The sequence below is a fragment of the Brevibacterium sp. FME37 genome, from assembly GCF_014897485.1.
Classification (GTDB): Bacteria; Actinomycetota; Actinomycetes; order Actinomycetales; family Brevibacteriaceae; genus Brevibacterium.
The window spans coordinates 33,807-53,217 of record NZ_JABUYE010000003.1 but is presented as its reverse complement, the minus strand read 5'-3'; the positions used below and the strand labels follow the sequence as shown (position 1 = coordinate 53,217).

General features: G+C 62.6%; 19 protein-coding genes. 10 read left to right on the top strand and 9 right to left on the bottom strand.

Annotation, left to right across the window (positions count from 1 at the left end; translation table 11 throughout):
- Positions 1-89 precede the first annotated feature (89 nt).
- From pxpA to INT29_RS04350, 5 genes are all read left to right on the top strand, one after another.
- Positions 90-821 carry a 5-oxoprolinase subunit PxpA gene (gene pxpA / locus INT29_RS04370; protein WP_193070843.1) on the top strand — a complete coding sequence of 244 codons (732 nt, stop codon included), beginning with the start codon at positions 90-92 and terminating at the stop codon, positions 819-821.
- Between the two features lie 105 nt (positions 822-926).
- The gene (locus INT29_RS04365) at positions 927-1,166 is read left to right on the top strand and encodes an acetyl-CoA carboxylase (RefSeq protein WP_101570140.1); all 240 of its coding nucleotides are present in this window, start codon (positions 927-929) and stop codon (positions 1,164-1,166) included.
- A gap of 17 nt (positions 1,167-1,183) precedes the next feature.
- Positions 1,184-2,536, top strand: coding sequence for an acetyl/propionyl/methylcrotonyl-CoA carboxylase subunit alpha (locus tag INT29_RS04360; protein WP_193070842.1), 1,353 nt, complete (start codon positions 1,184-1,186; stop codon positions 2,534-2,536).
- Positions 2,533-3,441: a 5-oxoprolinase subunit B family protein gene (locus INT29_RS04355; RefSeq protein WP_193070841.1), complete on the top strand. Its 909-nt coding sequence runs from the start codon at positions 2,533-2,535 to the stop codon at positions 3,439-3,441. The genes INT29_RS04360 and INT29_RS04355 overlap by 4 nt, the downstream gene beginning before the upstream one ends.
- On the top strand, positions 3,431-4,399 hold the full coding sequence (locus INT29_RS04350; RefSeq protein ID WP_193070840.1) for a biotin-dependent carboxyltransferase family protein: 969 nt from the start codon (positions 3,431-3,433) through the stop codon (positions 4,397-4,399). The genes INT29_RS04355 and INT29_RS04350 overlap by 11 nt, the downstream gene beginning before the upstream one ends.
- Before the next feature lie 90 nt (positions 4,400-4,489).
- On the opposite strand, the gene INT29_RS04345 is transcribed toward INT29_RS04350, so the two are convergent.
- The 6 genes from INT29_RS04345 to INT29_RS04320 form a co-directional block, all read right to left on the bottom strand.
- On the bottom strand, positions 4,490-5,608 hold the full coding sequence (locus tag INT29_RS04345) for an alcohol dehydrogenase catalytic domain-containing protein (protein ID WP_193070839.1): 1,119 nt from the start codon (positions 5,606-5,608) through the stop codon (positions 4,490-4,492).
- Entirely contained in the window at positions 5,605-6,306 is a 702-nt protein-coding gene (locus INT29_RS04340; protein WP_193070838.1) for a phosphonatase-like hydrolase, read from the bottom strand. The genes INT29_RS04345 and INT29_RS04340 overlap by 4 nt, the downstream gene beginning before the upstream one ends.
- Positions 6,307-6,419: 113 nt before the next feature.
- Positions 6,420-8,099, bottom strand: coding sequence for a phosphonate ABC transporter, permease protein PhnE (gene phnE, locus INT29_RS04335; protein WP_193070837.1), 1,680 nt, complete (start codon positions 8,097-8,099; stop codon positions 6,420-6,422).
- On the bottom strand, positions 8,099-8,995 hold the full coding sequence (gene phnC / locus INT29_RS04330; protein ID WP_193070836.1) for a phosphonate ABC transporter ATP-binding protein: 897 nt from the start codon (positions 8,993-8,995) through the stop codon (positions 8,099-8,101). Before phnC ends, phnE begins: the two co-directional genes overlap by 1 nt.
- 11 nt (positions 8,996-9,006) lie before the next feature.
- Positions 9,007-10,023 carry a phosphate/phosphite/phosphonate ABC transporter substrate-binding protein gene (locus tag INT29_RS04325; RefSeq protein WP_226841620.1) on the bottom strand — a complete coding sequence of 339 codons (1,017 nt, stop codon included), beginning with the start codon at positions 10,021-10,023 and terminating at the stop codon, positions 9,007-9,009.
- Positions 10,024-10,067: 44 nt separating this feature from the next.
- On the bottom strand, positions 10,068-11,288 hold the full coding sequence (locus INT29_RS04320) for a TIGR03364 family FAD-dependent oxidoreductase (protein ID WP_193070835.1): 1,221 nt from the start codon (positions 11,286-11,288) through the stop codon (positions 10,068-10,070).
- 224 nt (positions 11,289-11,512) lie between these two features.
- Here INT29_RS04320 and INT29_RS04315 point away from each other — a divergent pair, with 224 nt between their 5' ends.
- Positions 11,513-12,280, top strand: a complete 768-nt coding sequence (locus INT29_RS04315) for a GntR family transcriptional regulator (protein WP_101570148.1) — start codon at positions 11,513-11,515, stop codon at positions 12,278-12,280.
- A gap of 58 nt (positions 12,281-12,338) precedes the next feature.
- The gene (locus tag INT29_RS04310) at positions 12,339-13,730 is read left to right on the top strand and encodes an FAD-dependent oxidoreductase (RefSeq protein WP_193070834.1); all 1,392 of its coding nucleotides are present in this window, start codon (positions 12,339-12,341) and stop codon (positions 13,728-13,730) included.
- A gap of 65 nt (positions 13,731-13,795) precedes the next feature.
- Here INT29_RS04310 and INT29_RS04305 read toward each other — a convergent pair whose 3' ends face one another.
- Positions 13,796-15,004 (bottom strand): SLC13 family permease, encoded by a 1,209-nt coding sequence (locus INT29_RS04305; protein ID WP_319020835.1) that lies wholly within the window; start codon positions 15,002-15,004, stop codon positions 13,796-13,798.
- A 32-nt stretch (positions 15,005-15,036) separates the two neighbouring features.
- Between INT29_RS04305 and INT29_RS04300 the strand changes: the two genes are divergently transcribed.
- Both INT29_RS04300 and INT29_RS04295 read left to right on the top strand, forming a co-directional pair.
- On the top strand, positions 15,037-15,981 hold the full coding sequence (locus INT29_RS04300; RefSeq protein ID WP_193070833.1) for a phosphoglycerate dehydrogenase: 945 nt from the start codon (positions 15,037-15,039) through the stop codon (positions 15,979-15,981).
- Positions 15,982-16,025: 44 nt separating this feature from the next.
- Positions 16,026-16,877, top strand: a complete 852-nt coding sequence (locus INT29_RS04295; protein WP_193070832.1) for an aldo/keto reductase — start codon at positions 16,026-16,028, stop codon at positions 16,875-16,877.
- Positions 16,878-16,969: 92 nt separating this feature from the next.
- Here the strand turns inward: INT29_RS04295 and INT29_RS04290 are convergent, their stop codons facing one another.
- Positions 16,970-17,620 (bottom strand): TetR/AcrR family transcriptional regulator, encoded by a 651-nt coding sequence (locus INT29_RS04290; RefSeq protein ID WP_101570160.1) that lies wholly within the window; start codon positions 17,618-17,620, stop codon positions 16,970-16,972.
- A gap of 129 nt (positions 17,621-17,749) precedes the next feature.
- Between INT29_RS04290 and INT29_RS04285 the strand changes: the two genes are divergently transcribed.
- A complete protein-coding gene (locus INT29_RS04285; protein ID WP_193070831.1) occupies positions 17,750-18,697 on the top strand; it encodes a ketopantoate reductase family protein in 948 nt (315 codons plus the stop codon).
- Here the strand turns inward: INT29_RS04285 and INT29_RS04280 are convergent.
- Entirely contained in the window at positions 18,647-19,291 is a 645-nt protein-coding gene (locus INT29_RS04280; protein WP_193070830.1) for a TetR/AcrR family transcriptional regulator, read from the bottom strand. The genes INT29_RS04285 and INT29_RS04280 overlap by 51 nt on opposite strands.
- Between the last annotated feature and the right edge of the window lie 120 nt (positions 19,292-19,411).

The following is a 19,411-nucleotide window of genomic DNA, read 5'->3' as shown; positions in this document are numbered from 1 at the left end:
CAAAATGCACAACGAAGATGCCGATATTTCATCCATCTGGTGAGGCCCATCACTCCGGACTTCCCTAGGCTGAGAGTCGGAGGTGCATAATGACAATCACAATCAATGCAGATTTGGGCGAGGGCCTCGGGCTGCATGAATTCGGCAATGACGCTCAGCTGATGGAGCTCATCGACGTGGCAAACGTGGCGTGCGGATTCCACGCCGCGGATCCTCATATCATGAACCGCACCGTCGAACTGGCTGCAGCCAATAATGTCATGGTCGGCGCCCATCCCGGGCTGCCGGATTTGGCGGGCTTCGGTCGGCGAGAGATGTCGATGAGCGCAGCAGAGGTAGAGGACATCGTGACCTACCAGGTCGGTGCCCTCAGCGCGTTCCTGACACGGTACGGACTTGCGCTCAGCCACATCAAGCCGCACGGTGCCCTGTACGGAATGATCTCCAGGGAGGCGGACCTCATGGCTGCGGTTGCACGTGTCGCGAAGGTCCACGGCGTGCCGATCTTCGGCCTGGCCAACACTCTTCACAAACAGGTGTGTGATGAGGTCGGAGTGCCATTCGTCGGTGAGATCTACGTCGATCTCGGCTACGACGGTGAGGGGAAATTGGTCATCGAGCGATCACCCAAACCCGCTGAACCCAGCGCTGCTGCTGACCGCATCACGTCCGCTCTGACGACAGGGACGATCGTAGCCAACGATGGCAACACGCTTCCGATCGAATTCGACAGTGTGTGCGTTCACTCCGACCCCGCAAACGCCGCCGAGGTGGTGCGCGCCGTTCGTGCGGCGATCAACTCGGCTGAATCGGGCAAGTGACTTCAACCGCCTCACTCAGCGACTACCGGCGGCACACCTGAGTGCCAAGCTCGACCACTGTCCGAGGACCACCTGGGTCAGTGCCAATCAATCAAAGGATGAATAATGGCAGACATCATTTCCACGCTTCCCGGAATCTTCTACCGCAAGCCGGCTCCGGGGAAAGACGATTTCGTCTCTGTCGGTGACGCAGTCGAGGTCGGTCAGACCGTCGGCATCGTTGAGATCATGAAGCAGTTCAGTGAGGTCAAAGCAGACGTCGCTGGCACAGTCCGTGAGTTCAAGGTGGACAACGAAGGCATGGTCAACCCTGGCGATGTCATCGCAGTCATTGACGAAGCCTGAGTCAGGAGGACATGAAAATGCACAGGCTATTCATCGCCAATCGCGGCGAAATCGCAGCACGCATCATCAAAACCGCCCGGGCCTTGGGTGTGGAAACCGTCCTGGCAGTCAGCGAGGCTGACACCCAATCGCTAGCCACCGAGCTGGCAGACAAGACAACTCTCGTCGGACCTGCACCAGCCACCGCGTCCTACCTCAACAAGGACGCAGTGCTCAAGGCCGCCGTCGAGTCCAAAGCGGACGCACTTCACCCGGGATTCGGATTCCTCTCCGAAAACGCTGAATTCGCCCAGATGGTCATCGACGCTGGAATCACCTGGGTGGGCCCGGACCCCGAATCGATCAGACTGATGGGAAACAAGGCCCAGGCAAGGAACGCAGCAGTAGCTGCTGGTGTGCCGACTCTGAAAGGGTCGGAAGGTGTCTTGGACCCGGACGGCGACACTCGTGCGCTGGCGGAAGACATCGGCTTTCCCCTCGTCGTCAAAGCCTCTGCCGGCGGTGGAGGGCGCGGAATCCGACTTGTCGAGTCAGCGGACGAGCTTCTCGAAACCATCGACATCGCTCGGGCAGAAGCCGGCGCAGCATTCGGTGACGACGCACTGTACATGGAACGATTCGTCACCCACGCTCGTCACGTCGAAGTACAGATCCTCGGTGATGGAAACACCTACATCCACCTCGGCGATCGCGACTGTTCGATGCAGAGGCGACAGCAGAAGGTCATCGAAGAAACCCCAGCACCGAGCATTCCGGAACATGTGCGCGAGGTGATCCATAGCTCGTCGGTCGAACTGGCCCGGCGCACAGGCTATAAGGGCGCTGGGACTGTGGAGTTTCTCTACGACCCAGCACAGGAGACCGCTGCGTTCATCGAGATGAACACGCGGCTGCAGGTTGAACACCCGGTCACCGAGTTCATCACCGGCATCGATATCGTCGCCGAGCAACTCCGCATCGCTGACGGAAAGGGACTGTCACTGACCCAGGACGATGTCTCCTTCGACGGCCACGCGATCGAAGTTCGTGTCAACGCCGAGGACCCGGCGAACAACTTCTTGCCCTCGCCAGGCACAATCACCGGACTGCACTGGCCGACCGGTGATGGAATCCGTGTAGACACGGGATTCGCGCAAGGCGGAGTCGTAGCACCCTTCTACGATTCAATGCTCGCGAAGCTCATCGTTCACGCCTCAGATAGGGCATCGGCAATCGAGAAGATGAGCAGCGCACTCTCGGAATTGGAGATCACCGGAGTGAAGACGACGGTTCCATTGCTTCGGCTGTTGATCGAACGCAGCGAGTTCGCCAGCGTCGAGCACTATTCCGCATTCATTGAAAACACAGATCTGGAAATGGAGAAGCTATGACAACGAAGTCCACCACCACGCTTCCAGAGGCGAGGTACACCTTCGGCGGGGATGAGTTCCTCTTCGTCGAAATCTCGGAAGAGATGAGCCTCGAGGCAAACTTTCGGGCCATGCTCATCGGCAGAGGGCTTGCGGAGAAGAAACTCGACGGAATCATCGAGCTGTGCCCGGCGAACGCCTCGCTGCTCGTTCGATTTGATCCCGATGTCATCGCTCCGAACTCACTGGAGACGATCATCCGCGACATCGAGGAAGGTGTCGTTCACTCCGACACGACAACCCTGGAGACTCGGATCGTCGAAGTCCCTGTCTGGTATTCGGATCCGTTCACGGCCGAAGTCGTCGAGAGATTCCGCGAGGGCTACCACCAAGATCCCAGCGGCACCGACCTCGACTATGCAGCGGCAGTGAACGAGCTCGAAAGTGCAGAAGCATTCATTGAGGCCCACCATTCTTCACCATGGTTGGTCACGATGGTCGGATTCGTCGCCGGACTGCCATTCATGTACCAACTTGTGGACCGCGAGCACCAACTCCAGGTTCCGAAATACCTGACACCTCGCACCGATACTCCCAAACTCACGATCGGGCACGGTGGATGCTTCTGCGCGCTCTATTCGGTACGCGGTGCAGGTGGATACCAGATGTTCGGAGTTGCCGCAGCGCCCATCTTCGATCCGCAGCAGCAGGGACCGGACTTTGCTGACTTTATGATCTTCTTCAAGCCAGGAGACATCGTGAAATTCAGGTCGATCGAAGAGGCCGAATACTACGAGATTCAGGAACAGGTGGAGCAGGGTACCTTCTCCTTCAAGCAGACTCCGGTGACCTTCGATCTGAAGCGAGCTCTGGACGAGGGATCTGCCTACAACAACGTGCTCATGGAGGCGCTCAATGTCGATTGAAGTTCTCACACCAGGGTTGTCCACAACGGTCCAAGATCAGGGGCGCTTCGGCTACTACAACGTGGGGCTTCCGCAAGGCGGTTGCTTGGACGCCTACTCTTCGCAGGCCGCGAATATGCTCGTGGCCAACACCGTCGATGAGGCCGTCCTCGAATGTACGTACATGGGATCGAACCTCAGCTTCGATGCGGAATCTGTGATCGCTGTGACAGGCGCCGAGGTGAGCATCACGATCAATGGTGAGTCGGCTCCCATGTGGGAGACTCTGACCGTTCCTTCTGGTGGAACAGTCGAATTCGGCATGATGACGCAGGGCGCACGGTTCTACATTGCGGTTCACGGTGGAATCGATGTGCCGGTTGTGCTCGGATCGCGCTCGACCTACCCGCTGGGCAGACTGGGTGGTTTCGACGGTCGAAAGCTCGAAGCCGGTGATGTTCTGCCTGTCGGACCAGCCACCGCAGACTTGAATGCGGTGCCGCAGAAATCGGTGCCCGTCGAGGCACGTCCGGAGTTCTCGAAACAGCAGGAGCTGCGAGTGCTCATGGGACTGTATGATTTTCGGCTGACCGACAAGGGCAAGAGGAATCTGGTCGAGGAAGAGTGGTCACTCACGCCTGTGGCGGATCGGGCAGGGCTTCGGTACAAGGGCCCCGGAGTCGAATGGCGGGAGCGAGAGCAGCCCTTCGGTGCTGGTTCAGATCCGTCCAACATCGTCGACGCCGGCTATTCCGTCGGTTCGATTCAGATTCCTGGTGGTACGCAGCCGATCATTCTGCACCGAGATGCGGTGTCAGGAGGCGGATATGCCATGGTCGGCACCGTCATCAGCGCGGATATGGATGTGGTCGCTCGGGCGACTCCCGGGACGGTCACCCGTTTCGTCGAGGTGACCATGGATGAGGCACTTGCGGCTCGCAAGGTGTACAAGGAGGCGCTGGCAAGCCTCTGGGCCTAGACGAGTCGCTCTCGTCGCTGGATTCTGAATGTGAATACTCATGTGACCTGTCGAACTCGGACTTCCTCTGGTTCGACAGGTCACATGAGTTCACTGCCCGATCTTCACCACGGTTCGCAACCCCGGACTCGGCTCGGCGAATTCCTGCGGCAGGTCCGACAGCTCGATCGGGCCGCCGAGGATGTTCTCCCACGGCATGTTCCCGCCGTCAGCAGCCAGGAAGTCGACGGCTTCCTGCAGGTGGTGGGGTTCGAAGTTGTGTACACCGGTGATGGTGCGCCAACCTCGCACGAGCTGTTCGGGGCTGATCTCGATGTTCGGCCCCGGGCTCACGCTTCCGGCGAGAACTGCGGTACCGCCGATTCCCAGGCTGGCAACACAGGTCTCTACGCCCGAGGTGGTGCCGGAGAGCTCGAGAGCAACATCGACATCCGCAGGCATCTCCTCTTCCACGATCGTGCTCGCTCCGGCGAAGAGAGCAAGGTCCTGGCGCCGCGGTGTCGGGTCGAAGGCGAGCACCTCGGCGGCGCCGCGGGACTGGGAGGCAGCTACCGCGGTGAGCCCCAGCATTCCCAGACCGTTGACGAACACACGCTTTCCCTTCAGATCTCCCGCGGCCTCCAACATCGCCATGACGGTCGCGACGGCGCACCCTGCCGTGGCGGCTACGGCGTCGGGCACCGAATCCGGCACCGGGACGATTGCCACGCCGGCAGGAAGGTGGATGTGTGAGGCGTAGGTGCCGGACAAGGCCCAGCCGCTGTCGGTGGATTCGTGACCGACCTTGGCCACCGACTGACATTTTGCGCTGAGTCCGCGCCTGCAGTTCTCGCACTTCCCACAGACCGAGGTGACCGAGAAGACCACGCGCTGTCCGAGCGCGATCCCACCCCGCGAATCCTCGACCACGCCGACACCCTCGTGTCCGAGCACCGAGGGGTATGCTCCGGGGCGACGCCCGCGCACGGTGTGCCTATCCGAGCCGCAGACGGTAGCGGTGGTCAGCCGGATGAGGCTCTCACCCTCGGCCAGTTCCTGGAGGACGAAGGACTGAGTCTCGAACTGATCCCCACCGAGCCAGACGACGGCCTGGGCCGTCTCCGCGGGGCCCTCAGCATCCGCCGAGGCCTTCGTACCCGCCGAGGTATCGGCCGGGGAAGCCTCATCCTGAGACTGTGGCTGAACCCGCGTCTGAACCTGCGCCGTCACTGGTTCACCGGAACTGAGGCTGCAATCGGCAGGTCGGCCAGAGCATCGGGGAGCACCGCAACGGACTCGAGCACCAGGTGCGCACCCTCGGCCTCGAAATCGTCCCTGCTCAGGTGTCCGGTGAGCACACCCACCGAGGCCACACCGGCGCGCAGGGCCGACTGCACGTCCGCCGAGGTGTCGCCGACGCTGACGACGGCCGCCGTGTCCTCGACACCGAGTTCCTCCATGACGGTCTCGATCATGTGAGGTGCTGGCCGCCCGGCCTCGACCTCATCACCACAGGACGAAGCGTCGAAGGTCTCGCTTTGCTTCCATCCTATGGATGCGAAGATGAGATCGGCGATCTCCCGAGCGAACCCAGTCGTCAGTCCAACCTTGATGCCCTGCTCGCGCAGGGTCGTCAGCGCCTCTTCGATCCCGGGCAGCGGCTTCGGCGGATTGTCGGTATAGGTGCGGCGCAGCTCCTGCCGGAACCATTCCCAGGCCCGCTCATGAAGCTCGGCATCGACTTCGACCCCGCCGAGGCGGAGAAGATTTTCGATCGCCCACTTCTTCTCCGTGCCCATCCACTTCTGGAACACCTCGTCCGAGTAGTCCGCACCTTCACGTTCCGTGGCCTCCCGCAGAACACGGTAGACCTCGTCTCGGTCGTCGATGGTGGTGCTGGCCATGTCGAAGATGGCGAGTTCAATCATGATGTTTCTCCTTCTATCTGGAACACAGTGTGTGGGTTATCAGGAACAGGGTGTGTGAGGCCGAAGTGTGTGGAATAGGGGTATGCAATCGGTTGTGTGAAATGGCCTGGACGTCAGCGAATGACCCTGCGCAGCCACATCGACAATGCTTCGACTGCGAGGACGACAGCGACCATGAGGATGAGCACCATGGTGACGACGTCGAACTGGTTGACCCGTGAGGCGTTGAGCAGCAGGAATCCGATGCCTCCGGCACCGACGACTCCGAGCAGCGTGGCCGAGCGGATGTTGTTGTCCAGCAGATACATCGTGTGGGCAACGAAGGCCGGGGCCGCCTGGCGCAGCGTGGCGGAGAAGAACACCTGGGCGTCACTGGCACCGGTGGCCCGCATCGCTTCCTGCACCTGGGTGTCGGTCTCTTCCAGGGAATCGGCGATGAGCTTCGAGAGCAGGCCGATCGCGCCGATCGACAGAGCCAGCGTTCCTGCAACCTCACCCAGGCCGGAGATGACGACGAAGATGATCGCGAGGATCAGCTCGGGAATGCCGCGCACGATCACGATGACCACGCGAAAAGTCTGGTGCACATAGGCATTCGCCACGACATTGCGGGCGGCGAGGATGCCGATAGGCAAGGCCAGAACGGCGCCGATGAGAGTGGCCGCGAGCGAGATCTGAACGGTGACCAGCAGCTGTTCGAAGAGGTTGGACATGGACTCGCCGGACGAAGGTGGGAAGAACAGCGCCAAGGTCTTCGGTAGGTCGAGAAGCCCCTGCATGAGCGCCGACCAGGACACATCCACGCGCCACAGGGCCGTAACGGTGAAGACCGCGATCAGTACGACAGAGAGGAAGCGTTTGAGGCGGGCCGAACTCCACGGAGGTGTCAGGTGGAGATCGTTGACCCCGGGCTCGCGGCCGTGGTTGAGCAGGCGATCGACCCACGTGCCGCCGGTGATCCTCTGCCCGGCTGACTTCATCAGCGCAGCGCGGATAGCGCCGGAGAGGAGTTCGATGCCGATGCACAGGAGCAGGACGAGCACCGCGAGAGCCATGCCCCGCTGATAGTCCAGCGTGCGCAGGGAATCAGCGATCGCCAGACCGATGCCTCCGACACCGACGTAACCCAGCAGCACAGAAGTGCGCAGATTGATGTCGAAGCGGTGCAGCGCCGTCGCGATGAGCTGGGGCATCAGCGTCTGGGGGATGGCCGCCATGATCTGCTGAGCACGGCTGCCGCCGAGGGATTCCACGGATTCGCGTGGGCCGTCGTCGAGTTCCTCGATAGCATCGGCGTAGAGCTTGGCGATCATGCCCACCGAATGGATGCCCATGGCGATGATGCCGGCAGTGGCTCCGAGGCCGAACATGCGCAGGAAGATGATCGCGAGCACCAGGTCAGGTACTGCACGTGCCAGCACCGTCAGCCCACGAGCGATCCACTGCGAGGTGACTCCCCAGCGAGTGGCTCGGGCAGCGGCCAGGGCCACCGGGATGGACAGGGCAGCCGAAAGCAGAGTCGCGAGGAAGACGATCGCCAAGGTCTCGAACACCAACGACAGGGTCTCTGCCAACGGTGGGAAGTCGAGAGGGAACATGCGGGCGAAGAAGTCTGCCGCATTGTCGACGGAATCGACGATCGTGCCGATATCGATGCCCAGTGCGCCGACGGACCATACGCCGCAGATGACCAAGGCGATCATCACGATCGTGGCGGCGATGCGCGACCCGGCCGGACGTGGACGTGCCGGCGCCTCGCGAACCTCGGATGGGGCCTCGATGAGGGTGGACATCAGCGGGTGACACCACTCGACATCGGGGTGCGCACAACACCGGTGGCGGTCGTCGCGGAACCGGGCCCAGCCTCGGCGATGTCCATGCCGGAGACGCTCGAATAGATCGTCGACGCTTCCTCGGCGCTCAGGCCCTGGGTTGTGCGGTCGAGAACCGCCTGACCGCTGCGCAGCCCGATGATCCGATCGGCGAAGTCGATGGCGAGCTGAACCTGGTGAAGTGAGGCGATGACCGTGAGATCGTCCTCCTCGGCGATCTGGCGCAGCAGGTTGATCACGTCGAGTGCGGAGACCGGATCGAGAGAGGCCACAGGCTCATCGGCCAGCAGCACCGTGGGGTGCTGCATGAGCGCCCTGGCGATGGCCACGCGCTGCTGCTGACCTCCCGACAGAGTGTCCGCACGCTGGTAGGCGCGATCGGCCAGGCCGACGCGGTCGAGCTTTTCGATGGCTTCCCGGCGCACGGACTTCGGGTACATCATCAGCGAGATGCGCGGTCCCTTCAACGAGCCGAGCTGTCCTGCGCAGACGTTCTCCAGCACAGACATCGGACCGACGAGGTTGAAGGATTGGAAGATCACGCCGATGTTGCGGCGCAGCTCCCGCAGCCCTCGTTTCCCGACTGAGCCCACGTCCTGGCCCAGGACACGCACCGTGCCCGAGGTGGGGGTGTGCAGACCGTTGATGTGGCGCAGCAACGTCGACTTACCCGATCCCGACAGGCCGAGCAGAACGGTGACCCTGCCGGTGCGGAACCCGATATTGACGTCATCGAGTCCGAGGACTCCACCGCCGAAATCCTTGGTCACGTGGTCGAGCTGGACCGAGTAGATATCGTCGATCTCTCGCTGGAGCTCAGCGGTCTTGGTGCTGGTGGTGTGTCGATGGATGCTCATGGGTGCTTCTCCTAGCCGATGCTCTTGCAGGCGTCTGCCTTGGTGGCGTCGCAGATGTCGCGGATGGAATCGAAGTCGGAGTCGTCGACCTCGGCGTAGCCGTATTCGATCTCTTCGGGCAGGACGCAGTCATCTTCGGAGGAGCAGACGCCGGCGTCGATCATCGCTGGGATGTTGGCCTTTTCGCGCAGAACAGTGGTGATCTGCTTGGCCAGCTCGGGATCTAGGGATTCGTTGTTGACTGCAATGGGGTCCTCGGTGATGGGGTCGGATTCCCACACGGCCTCCAGGCTGCCCGCCTTCACCTGGTCGGAGTCTTCAAGTGTTTTCAGCATGGTGTCGTGGGCGAAGGCCGCATCGCATTCCCCGGAGTCCAGAGACAGCAGCGAGGCGTCATGGCCACCGGTCAGCGTCTGCTTCATGTCCTTGTTCATGTCGAGGCCCTCGTCCATGATTCCCTTCATCGGCACGAGGTAGCCCGAGGTGGAGGCCTTGTCGACGAAGCAGACGTTCTTGCCCTTGAGGTCGCTCAGACCTTTGATGCCCGAGCCCTTCTTGGCATAGGCAAGCGAGGTGTAGGCCGGGGCCTTGTCGGCGTCGTGAGCCGGAGCCGCGGCAGCGTCCATGTCGATGCCGGAGTCTTTGGCGATGACATAGGCGAAGGGGCCGAATGAGGCCGCATCGATCTGGCCGGCTCGCATCCCTTCGATCACCGCTGCGTAATCGGAGGCGTTCTCGAACTCAACCTTCTTGCCGGTCTCCTCTTCCAACAGAGCTGTGACATCGTCGAAGGATGATTCCAGAGTGGAGGAGGACTCGGCCGGGACTGCGGCGAAGGTGATGGTGTCGTCATCGCCGTCGGCCGAGCCGCAGGCGGCGAGCAGGGGAAGTGCGAGTGCTGCGGCCGTGAGAGACCGGACGGTGCGGGCACGAGCAGTGCGAGATCGGATCGGACGGGAGCCGAAGCGTGGGAACAGAGCCATGGGCGGCTTGCCTTTCGAGTGGTCGGGGTGATCGTTTGGTTTCATTCTTCGACAACCCGAAACGACATGTCTATACAATTCGTGCCTGTTCATCGGGCGGACATGACAACTTCATCGGCGGTTGGGGTGCTCGTCGTGAATGTGGCTGTCGTCTCAGCGAGAGGTTCGGGTTCTGCGGACGCTCCAGTTCCGGCACCACTGTCGAGTGGGAGGTCGTTGAGGATGCGTCCTGCGATGCCGAATGACAGGGTCATTCCCACCCCCGAGGTGACCGCGGCGACCGTTGTCTGGTCGTCGGGGCGCTCAAGGATGAGGTTGGTGTTGGTGCTGTTCGTGTACTGCCCGAGCCAGCGCTGGAGAACGACAGGTTCCTCGATGCCCAGGAGGGTGGTGGCCCTGTCCAGCAGGAGGTTCGCGATGCCTTCGTCGATGAAGGGCTCGGGGCTTAAGTCATACGCGTGCGAGTCCCCGATGAGCAGTCCGCCCGGTATGTCGGTGACCATGAGATTGGCGATCGCGTCGACGAGTTCCGGCTCACGCTGGGCGAGATCCTCACGCAGGGCGGCGGCTCCCGGCATCGCGGCGAAGCCGTCGTAGCGGGCCATCGAGGTGCCTGTGAACATTGCGAACCCAGAGGGCAGGTGCTGCGGGCGGTCGATGAGCGACATGACCAGGGTGCAGATCCGCACCTCATGGGCGTCGGCGATGGCGGGAAACAGGGCGGACAGGCCAAGGCCGGGGCATGCGACGACCTGATCGGCGTGGAAGTCCCCGCGGTTGGTGGACACGGTGCCTCCGGCCACCTCGGTGACGGTGGTGCTCCAATCGAACTCGACGCACTCGCGGGCCAGCCACGTCGCGAGCGCAGGTGCGGCCTCACGCGGGTTCACGCGCATGTCCAGGGGCAGGTGGGCCCCGCCGATGGCGCGAAGATCAGGATTGCCGATGGCGTCGGCGACCTCCCCGGCATCGAGCATCTGCACCTGATCCGAGCCTCGGTGGGCGGCGAATTCCTGCAGGATGCGAAGCTCGGGCTCGGTCATGGCGGGGGCGAATGTGCCGGTTTCGGCGGCCCAGATCCCGGTTGCTGCGGCAGCTTCCTGCCAGCCGGCACGAGATGCCATGGCTAAGGGTTGGATTTCATCGGCCTGCCCGGTGAAGCAGGCGTGACCGAAGTTCTGGATGGAGGAGCCGACAGGTCGCGCAGAGCGGTCGATGATGCGGACGGTACGGCCCTGTCGGTGTGCGAGGAATGCGGTGGCCAGGCCCAGGATTCCTGAGCCGACGATGATGAGATCAGTTTTCGGCATGTCCCCATCCTGTCCGCTTGTTGCCGTACGCTGAGCACATGTATGTACAAGTTCGGTGATTGTTCACCTGAAGTTGGCGTTGTTCCCTGCGGGCGGCATTCCCGGTTCATCCGAGACGGATAGGAAGTAGGAGATGCCGCCGCCCGAGCAGCACAGCATTGCAGGCACAGCAATACAGTTGGAAGCACTTGTCCTCATCCCCGACGCAGACGAGACCTGTACAGATGACACAGCAACGCACGCGACAGCAATACGACGAGATCGCCCACTACCTGCGAACAGCCATTCGCGAAGGGTATTTCCAGCCCGGCGACGAGCTGCCCTCAGAGGCGGAGCTGACCCGCAAATTCACCACCTCCCGCGGCCCCGTCCGGCAGGCCATGTCGACCCTGCGGACCGAGGGGCTGATCTCCTCCGGGAGAGGGCGTCGGACGGTCGTCCTCGACAATGTGCCCACCCAGTCCTTCGACGACATCATCTCCTTCTCCCAGTGGTGCCACAATGCTGATATCGTTCCAGGTCAGCGCACCCAGTGGGTCACCCGCAGGCCCGCCGAGAAGTCACTGGCCGCGAGCCTGAGGATCTCAGACGGAGACCCGGTCGTCTCAGTCTTCAGGCTCCGCCTCATGGACGATGTGCCCACCATGGTCGAGCGATTGAACTATCCACTGGAAGTCGGGCGTCATGTGCTCGCCTTCGACACCGACTCCGGCTCGATCTACCAGGAGCTCATCGACCAGGGTGTCGACATCAGCCGAACGTCGCGGACCATCGATGCGATCGGAGCCAATGAGGACGACGCCGCTCTGCTCGAGGTCCCGGTCGGCACGCCGCTGCTGCGGGTTCGACGTCGCGCATTCACGAGCACCGGCGACCTGATCGAGTCCTCGGATGACCGTTACCTCCCGTGGAAGGCCAGCTTCACGATGAACTCCACCCGCGGCAATCCCAGCTCGATGGCCCTGACATCGAGTCACCTCGGCGAGTTTTGAGCTTTACCTGGCCGGAGTAGTCTGGCCAGACCGAATCATCTGCTGGAAGGAACCGATCATGGTCGAGAACACAGTTGATCAGCACGAACACGTAGACCTCCTCGTCATCGGATGGGGCAAAGGCGGCAAGACCCTGGCCGGCACCATGGCTCGAGCCGGAAAGCGCGTCGCCGTCGTCGAACAATCCGATGCCATGATCGGCGGATCCTGCATCAACATCGCCTGCATCCCCACGAAGATCCTCGTCCATGACGCAGAGAACAAGCGCGACTCCGACGACACGGCCGACTACTTCGCCAGGGCCGTCAAACGCCGCGACACCCTGACCGGTGCGATGCGGAAGAAGAACTCCTCCATGCTCGCCGACCTCGACTCGGTCCTCCTGGTCTCCGGCCGCGCCGAGTTCACCGGCGAACGCGAAGTCCTCGTGACGGGCGGCGATGACACGATGACGATCACCGCCGACACCGTCGTCGTCAACACCGGCTCGGTCGCGAACATCCCACCGATCGACGGTGCCAAGCTGGGCGGTCGCATCCACGACTCCGAGTCACTGCAGCACGTGACCCCGTTCCCCGAGCGCCTCGTCATCGTCGGCGGTGGCTATATCGGCCTCGAGTTCGGCTCGATGTTCACCCACTTCGGCTCCGCGGTCACCGTTCTCGACCACGGGCCCCGCCCACTGGCCAGCGAGGATGACGACGTTGCCGAGGTAGTCGCCTCGGCGCTGGCCGATGATGGGATCACCATCATCAACAATGCTTCGGTGACCGCAGTCAGCGACGGAGCCGACGCCGCGACCGTCAGCTACGAGATCGATGGAGAGACGAAGACCATCGACGCCGAGGCGGTCCTCCTGGCCGTCGGTCGCAAGCCCGCCACCGCGGACCTGGGCCTCGACAAGGCCGGTATCGAGACGAACAAGCGCGGCTTCATCACCGTCGACGAGCACCTGCGTACCTCAGCCGAGGGCGTGTACGCGTTCGGCGATGTCAACGGCGGGCCGATGTTCACCTACATCTCCCTCGATGACAACCGCATCCTGGCCGACCAGCTGCTCGGTGAGGGGAAGCGATCGACGAAGGACCGCGGTTCCGTGCCGTACACGATGTTCCTCACCCCACCCGTGGCCCGCGTTGGATTGAGTGAGAAGGATGCGCGCGAACAGGGCTATGAGATCAAGGTCGGCGCGAAGCTCCAGGCCGATATCGCAGCAGCACCCCGTGCGAAGATCGAGGGCGACCCCCGCGGCATCGTCAAGTTCGTCGTCGATGCGAAGACGGACCTCATCCTCGGTGCCGCACTCGTACACGTGCACTCACAAGAGGTCATCAACACCGTGGCCCTGGCGATGCGCCACGACGTCACCGCCACCGAGCTGCGCGACACGATCTACACCCACCCTTCGGCGACGGAGGCACTCAACGAGGTGCTCGGCGGCCTGAAGTGAGGTGACTGCGGTAAATCGCAGATAGTCGCCGAGGTGTTTCCGCAGTGAGGAAAGTCCGCTGAGCTTCACCGGTTGCTGAGCCACAACGCGAATGTCGTTGTGGGCACCATGACCACGGTGAGGCCGAGGCCGAGGAGAGCGAATCTCGCCCAGGAGATTCTCACGCCCATCTTCGTCAGCCGCTGATGCCACAAGAGCGTCGCCAGCGACGCCCACGGCGAGACCAGCGGCGCGAGGTTGACGCCGATAAGCAGAGCTCCCATGCGCAGGGGGCTCTCGGCGATCGACGAGAAGGCCAGGTAGGCCGGCAGATTGTTCACCGCGTTGGCACCCAGAGCCCCGACCGCAGCGAGCTGCAGCAGGTCCTCGAAGCCATCGCCCGTGCCTGACGCCGCGGTCAGGCTCGAGGCGAGACCATGCGCCTCTGCTGCTCTGACGAGAATGAAGAGGCTGGCCGCGAACGCGATGGTCCGCCACGGTACGAGCCCGAGATTCAGAGGTGTCCGGCTCTCCTGAGAGAATCGGCGATTCCGGACGGCGAATGCACCCAGTAGGAGGACTGCCGCGACCCCCGCAACGATCGACACCGGCAGGCCCGAGACCAGTGCCGGCAGCAGCAGGCACACGACGATGAGGCTGACGATGAACAGCTGACGGTCCGGTAGCCGAGTGCGATCCGTCAGCTCGAACCGGCCAGCCAACGATCGCCTGTGGATGATCGACACCGCTCCGGTCGTGATGACCACTCCGGTCAGCGCCGGTGCCCACAGTGCTGACAGGAACTCGAACGGGGTTTCGCCGAAGACATCGGCAGCCAACAGGTTCGTCAGATTGGACACCGGGAAGAAGAGGGATGCGGTATTGGCCAGCCACACGGCGGCCAGAGCGAAGGGCAGGGGAGAGAGGCCGACGTGACGTGCCAGCAGCACGATGATGGGGGTCACGAGCACAGCTGTGGTGTCCAACGACAGGAAGGCAGTAGTCAGAGTGACCATGATGAGCACGAAGGCCCAGAGGAGAGCGACTCTCCTACGTCCCCACACCGCCAACTGCTCGGCGATGACGGTGAAGACCCCAGCGGCACTGGCCAGCTCGGCCACGATGGTCATGGCGATGACGAAGACGAGCACCGGCCCGGTCGTGACCGCAAGATCGATCAAATCGTCGAACGGCAGCAGTCCACTAGCGGCGACGAGGACGGCAGTGCCGAGCAGAATCCACGAGCCGACTGCGATCCATCTGGATCGCGCCTGAGCGGAGACAGTTTCGTTCACGTCTGAACAGTACGCCGGATATCCTCGAACACATGAGCAATCGCATCGTCATCACCACCGACTATCTTCACCCCGGCGACACCGTTGACACGATGTTGCGCGAACGCGGCCTCGAACCGGTCTACTCGCCAGCGGGTGGAACTCGCACGGAGGAAGAGAAGCTGGCCCTGTTCGAGGGGGCCGTCGGTGCAATTGCTGCGAGTGAGCCGGTCACCCGCGACATGCTCGCGGCCGCCCCAACGTTGAAGGTCATCGCCCGGGCAGGTGTCGGCTACGACAACGTCGACACCGATGCGGCGGCCGAGATCGGCATCCGCGTGTGCAACACACCAGGGGTCAACCACCACTCTGTTGCCGAGATGGCGCTCGCTCTCATGCTCGCCTGCGCTCGCCGGCTCAACATCGTGCTGCCTGGTGTGGCCGACGGCGGATGGCCCCGCGAGGCGGGGACCGAGCTGCGGGGCAAGACGCTCGGCGTCATCGGCTACGGTCCCAGTGGGCGGGCGATCGCCGCACTCGGTGTTGCGCTGGGGATGCGTGTCTTCGTCTCCACCGCCCACCCCGATTCCCAACAGTCGTCGGGCATCGAATTCGCCGATTTCGACACCATGGTCAGCTTCGCCGACTACCTGACTCTTCACAGCCGAGCCGGTAAGGGCGATCCGATCATCGATGCGGCGAGCTTCGCTGCGATGAAGAACTCCGCGATCCTCGTCAACACGGCCCGCGGCTCCCTCGTCGACGAAGCTGCCCTCGTCCAAGCACTCAATGACGGCGAGATCGCCGGCGCTGGACTCGACGTTCTGCAACGCGAACCCATTGTCGAGGACAACCCGCTGCGAACAATGAGCAACGTCGTCATCACCTCCCACCTCGCCGGGCAGACGCTGGAATCCAGGGAACGCGCCGGGGTCGCGGCAGCTCAGGCCGTCATCGACGTTCTCGACGGGAAGGCTCCGAACGGACTCGTGGTCTGATCACCCTCTGGCCCGAACCACCTCGGCGGTCATAGGGTTGGGGCATGTCCACTTCAGAGCACAGCTCAGCGATTCCGACCCTTGAACTCAACGACGGGGCGACCATCCCCCAGATCGGCCTCGGCACATACGCCATGCGCGACGCCGAGGGGATCGGCGCGATGATCGCCGGCATCGACAACGGATACCGACTCCTCGACACTGCAGTTAACTACGAGAATGAGCGCGAAGTCGGTCGGGCCGTCATCGATTCCAAGGTCGGTCGGGACGAGCTCTTCATCACGAGCAAGGTTCCGGGGCGTCACCACGGCTTCGACGAAACGATCGCCAGCACCGAGGAATCTCTGGCCAGGCTCGAACTCGAGCGCATCGACCTTCATCTCATCCACTGGCCCAACCCCAGCGTAGGCAAATACGTCGAGACCTGGCGCGGACTCATCGAACTGCGCGAACGCGGCCTGGTGACCTCGATCGGAGTCTCGAACTTCACCGAGCCCATGCTCGAACAGCTCATCGCGGAGACCGGGGTGACTCCGGCGGTCAACCAGATCGAACTCCACCCCTACTTCCCGCAGAGCAAGCTCATCGCCTTCCACGAATCCATCGGCGTCCAAACAGAATCCTGGTCACCGCTGTACCGCGACCAGGGCCTGTTCGACGAGGCCCCCATCGCCGAGGCGGCTCAGGCTCATGGGGTCGAGCCGGCTCAGGTGGTCCTGCGCTGGCACCTCGAGGTCGGCAGCCTGCCGATCCCGAAGTCGGCCACCCCTGATCGGCAGAGGCTCAACGCCGATATCTTCGGCTTCACCCTCACTCCCGCCGAGGTGGACGCGATCTCCGCTCTCGAGCGCGGTCGGATGAAGGACCGGGATCCGCTGACTCACGAAGAGATGTGAGACCTCAGAGCTGACCGGCGGCCGTGGTTCCTGCCGACCTGTGCCCGTCCCTGCCGACCTGTGTCCGTCCCTGCCGAGTAACCGCCGACTGGTCACGCGGAGGGGAGGACCTCGTGCAGACCCATGGTGCTCGGTCGCGGCAGAGGAGACTGGGGGCGCGCGGCATCGGTGGCGAAGATGCGCAGCAGGTAGGCGACGAGCCGTCGTGAGAGATCGGGGGCGTGCTCTTCCGGTGCTTGGCTGAGGCCGCCATTGGCGAGCAGAATCATCGTGATGTCGCTGGGAGCGAAGTCGGGGCGGAGCTGTCCGCAGTTCTGAGCGCGACGGACGATCTGTGCAAATCCCGCCTCAGCTTCCGTGCGCTTACCTGCGATGTCGACTCCGTCGGCGGCCGCGGAGAGGAACGCCTGAGTGAAACCGCGGTCCTCGATCTGCATTCGGCAGACCACCTCGATGAGGGTGCAGAAGCCATGCCAAGGATCGGGGTCGGCGATCGCTTCTTCGAGGACGGATTCGCAGCGGTCGAACTGAGTGGCGAAGACCTCAGCGATGAGTGCCTGACGGTCGCCGAAACGACGGAACAGTGTCGCCGCTCCAACCTCTGCGCGACGAGCGATCGCTGTCATAGGCACGTCGATACCGCGCTCCGTAAAGAGCTCGTGGGCGGCGGTGATGATGCGATCGCGGTTGCGGGCGGCATCCGAGCGCAGCCTTGAGCGGTCGATCTGAGTGGGTTCGGCCATATCTTCTCTCACTTCCAGAAATACGGAATGTCTCTTCCGCTTTCCTGCTTAGTCTAAGTGAAAAGCACCTTCCGTTTCAGGGAGGTTGAGTCACTGTCCGGCGCACTGCCGGAGAAGAGAGGGATGCAGATGAAGATTCTCATGTTCGGGCGCGGAGTGATCGCGACGCAGTACGGCTGGGCGCTGGAGAGGGCTGGCCACGATGTTGACTTCTATGTCCGTCCCGGCCGATCGGCCGACTTCGGTCCCTACGTTGACCTCGAGATCAGAGATGGGCGACAGCGACGGGTCAATCGGCAGGTCAGGCAACGCTGGGCCATTACGATGCGCGAGGAGCTCAGCGCTGACAACGATTACGACCTCGTCATCCTCAGCGTCAATCACGACCAGCTGGCCGGCGCGGTTGAGTTCCTCGCCCCGCGCCTCGGGGATGCGACCCTACTCGTCTTCAACAACATCTGGGTCGAGCCCACACAGGCGGTAGCCGGCATTCCGCGGGACCAGATCGTGTGGGGATTCCCTGGAGCCGGTGGCGGGTACTACGGCAGCACTCTGCGCGGCGGCATGGTCAAGAGTGTCTTCCTTGGCCTCATCGATTCCGACGTACCCTCGGAGCGACACAAGGCGGTGCGGAGGCTCTTCGCCGGCGCTGGCTTCTCGATCTCAGATGTCGCGGACTTCAGGAGTTGGCTGTGGTTCCACTTCATCCTCGACGCCGCCATCATGGTCGGAATCCTCCGCATGGGCGGCTTCAGTCAATACGCACGATCGCGGTCGGCCATCAAGGAGTCGGTGCTCCAGATTCGCGAGATGATCGCCGTCCTCGAAGCGAAGGGTGGGACTCCGCGGCTGGGAGCAACCGCCATGCGCCGACTGCCGGCCGGACTCATCGCCTTCGGCTTACAGAAGGTGCTCGGCGGGAACAATGACTTCAGCTATCTCATGGAGCAGGTGATCGACAGCGGGCACGGCAGCTACGACATGACGAGCATCTATCCCCGCGACGTTCTCAGAGACGCCAGGCGGCTAGGAGCCTCGGTGCCGCGTTTGACCGCTCTGGAGCCAGTGTTCAAGTGACTGCGGTCTGACAGAGACCCTGACGAAGTCCTTCATGAGGTGCAGCGCCGTCGTTCGGGATATGAGCGGATCCCGAGCGGCGATGCGATAGCCCAGATAGTCCTCCATCGACATCAGGGTCATCGCAATGTCTCGTGCTTCCTGCTGCAGGTCGAAGTCGCCCGCGCGAGCGCCCGCCGCAAGGAGGGACTCGTAGAGACCGACTTGGCGATGGTAGATGGCTTGAACATCGGATCGGTTCTTGAGATCGAAGCCCGCATCGAGAATTGCCATCCAGATGACTCGCCATTCAGCGTCCTCGGGGCCTGTTGGCAATCCGGCCTCGATCACGGCTACCAGCTTCTTCTCGTGTTCGGCGATCGTGTCGATGAGCGTGAGGCGGTCTTCGTAGAAGCGGACGTTTGAACGCGCCGCGAGTTCGGCGGTGAGACTCTCGATGTCGGAGTAGTAGTACCTGATCGCATTGGAGGTCACGCCGAGCCTGTCTGCCACCTGGGCGAGGCTCAGCTGTGCAAGATCCGTCTCCCCGACGAGTGAGATCGCTGCCCGGAGGATATCCTCCCGACGTTGCGCTTGAGTGATAGGCCGCGCCATTGTGCCTCCCCGCTCTCCTCGTTCGGCTGCTGAGTCTCCAGGTTACCGACTGCGCAATGAAATTCCGGTCGAGGGGTTGTGCTCCACGCCACATTCAGCCATTATTTTCACAATAGGAAA

Excerpts from the sequence above, each read along its gene's own strand:
- pxpA (WP_193070843.1), top strand. The coding sequence starts at position 90 with ATGACAATCACAATCAATGCAGATTTGGGCGAGGGCCTCGGGCTGCAT.
- INT29_RS04365 (WP_101570140.1), top strand. The coding sequence starts at position 927 with ATGGCAGACATCATTTCCACGCTTCCCGGAATCTTCTACCGCAAGCCG.
- INT29_RS04360 (WP_193070842.1), top strand. The coding sequence starts at position 1,184 with ATGCACAGGCTATTCATCGCCAATCGCGGCGAAATCGCAGCACGCATC.
- INT29_RS04355 (WP_193070841.1), top strand. The coding sequence starts at position 2,533 with ATGACAACGAAGTCCACCACCACGCTTCCAGAGGCGAGGTACACCTTC.
- INT29_RS04350 (WP_193070840.1), top strand. The coding sequence starts at position 3,431 with ATGTCGATTGAAGTTCTCACACCAGGGTTGTCCACAACGGTCCAAGAT.
- INT29_RS04340 (WP_193070838.1), bottom strand. The coding sequence starts at position 6,306 with ATGATTGAACTCGCCATCTTCGACATGGCCAGCACCACCATCGACGAC.
- phnE (WP_193070837.1), bottom strand. The coding sequence starts at position 8,099 with ATGTCCACCCTCATCGAGGCCCCATCCGAGGTTCGCGAGGCGCCGGCA.
- phnC (WP_193070836.1), bottom strand. The coding sequence starts at position 8,995 with ATGAGCATCCATCGACACACCACCAGCACCAAGACCGCTGAGCTCCAG.
- INT29_RS04325 (WP_226841620.1), bottom strand. The coding sequence starts at position 10,023 with ATGAAACCAAACGATCACCCCGACCACTCGAAAGGCAAGCCGCCCATG.
- INT29_RS04320 (WP_193070835.1), bottom strand. The coding sequence starts at position 11,288 with ATGCCGAAAACTGATCTCATCATCGTCGGCTCAGGAATCCTGGGCCTG.
- INT29_RS04315 (WP_101570148.1), top strand. The coding sequence starts at position 11,513 with ATGACACAGCAACGCACGCGACAGCAATACGACGAGATCGCCCACTAC.
- INT29_RS04310 (WP_193070834.1), top strand. The coding sequence starts at position 12,339 with ATGGTCGAGAACACAGTTGATCAGCACGAACACGTAGACCTCCTCGTC.
- INT29_RS04300 (WP_193070833.1), top strand. The coding sequence starts at position 15,037 with ATGAGCAATCGCATCGTCATCACCACCGACTATCTTCACCCCGGCGAC.
- INT29_RS04295 (WP_193070832.1), top strand. The coding sequence starts at position 16,026 with ATGTCCACTTCAGAGCACAGCTCAGCGATTCCGACCCTTGAACTCAAC.
- INT29_RS04290 (WP_101570160.1), bottom strand. The coding sequence starts at position 17,620 with ATGGCCGAACCCACTCAGATCGACCGCTCAAGGCTGCGCTCGGATGCC.
- INT29_RS04285 (WP_193070831.1), top strand. The coding sequence starts at position 17,750 with ATGAAGATTCTCATGTTCGGGCGCGGAGTGATCGCGACGCAGTACGGC.
- INT29_RS04280 (WP_193070830.1), bottom strand. The coding sequence starts at position 19,291 with ATGGCGCGGCCTATCACTCAAGCGCAACGTCGGGAGGATATCCTCCGG.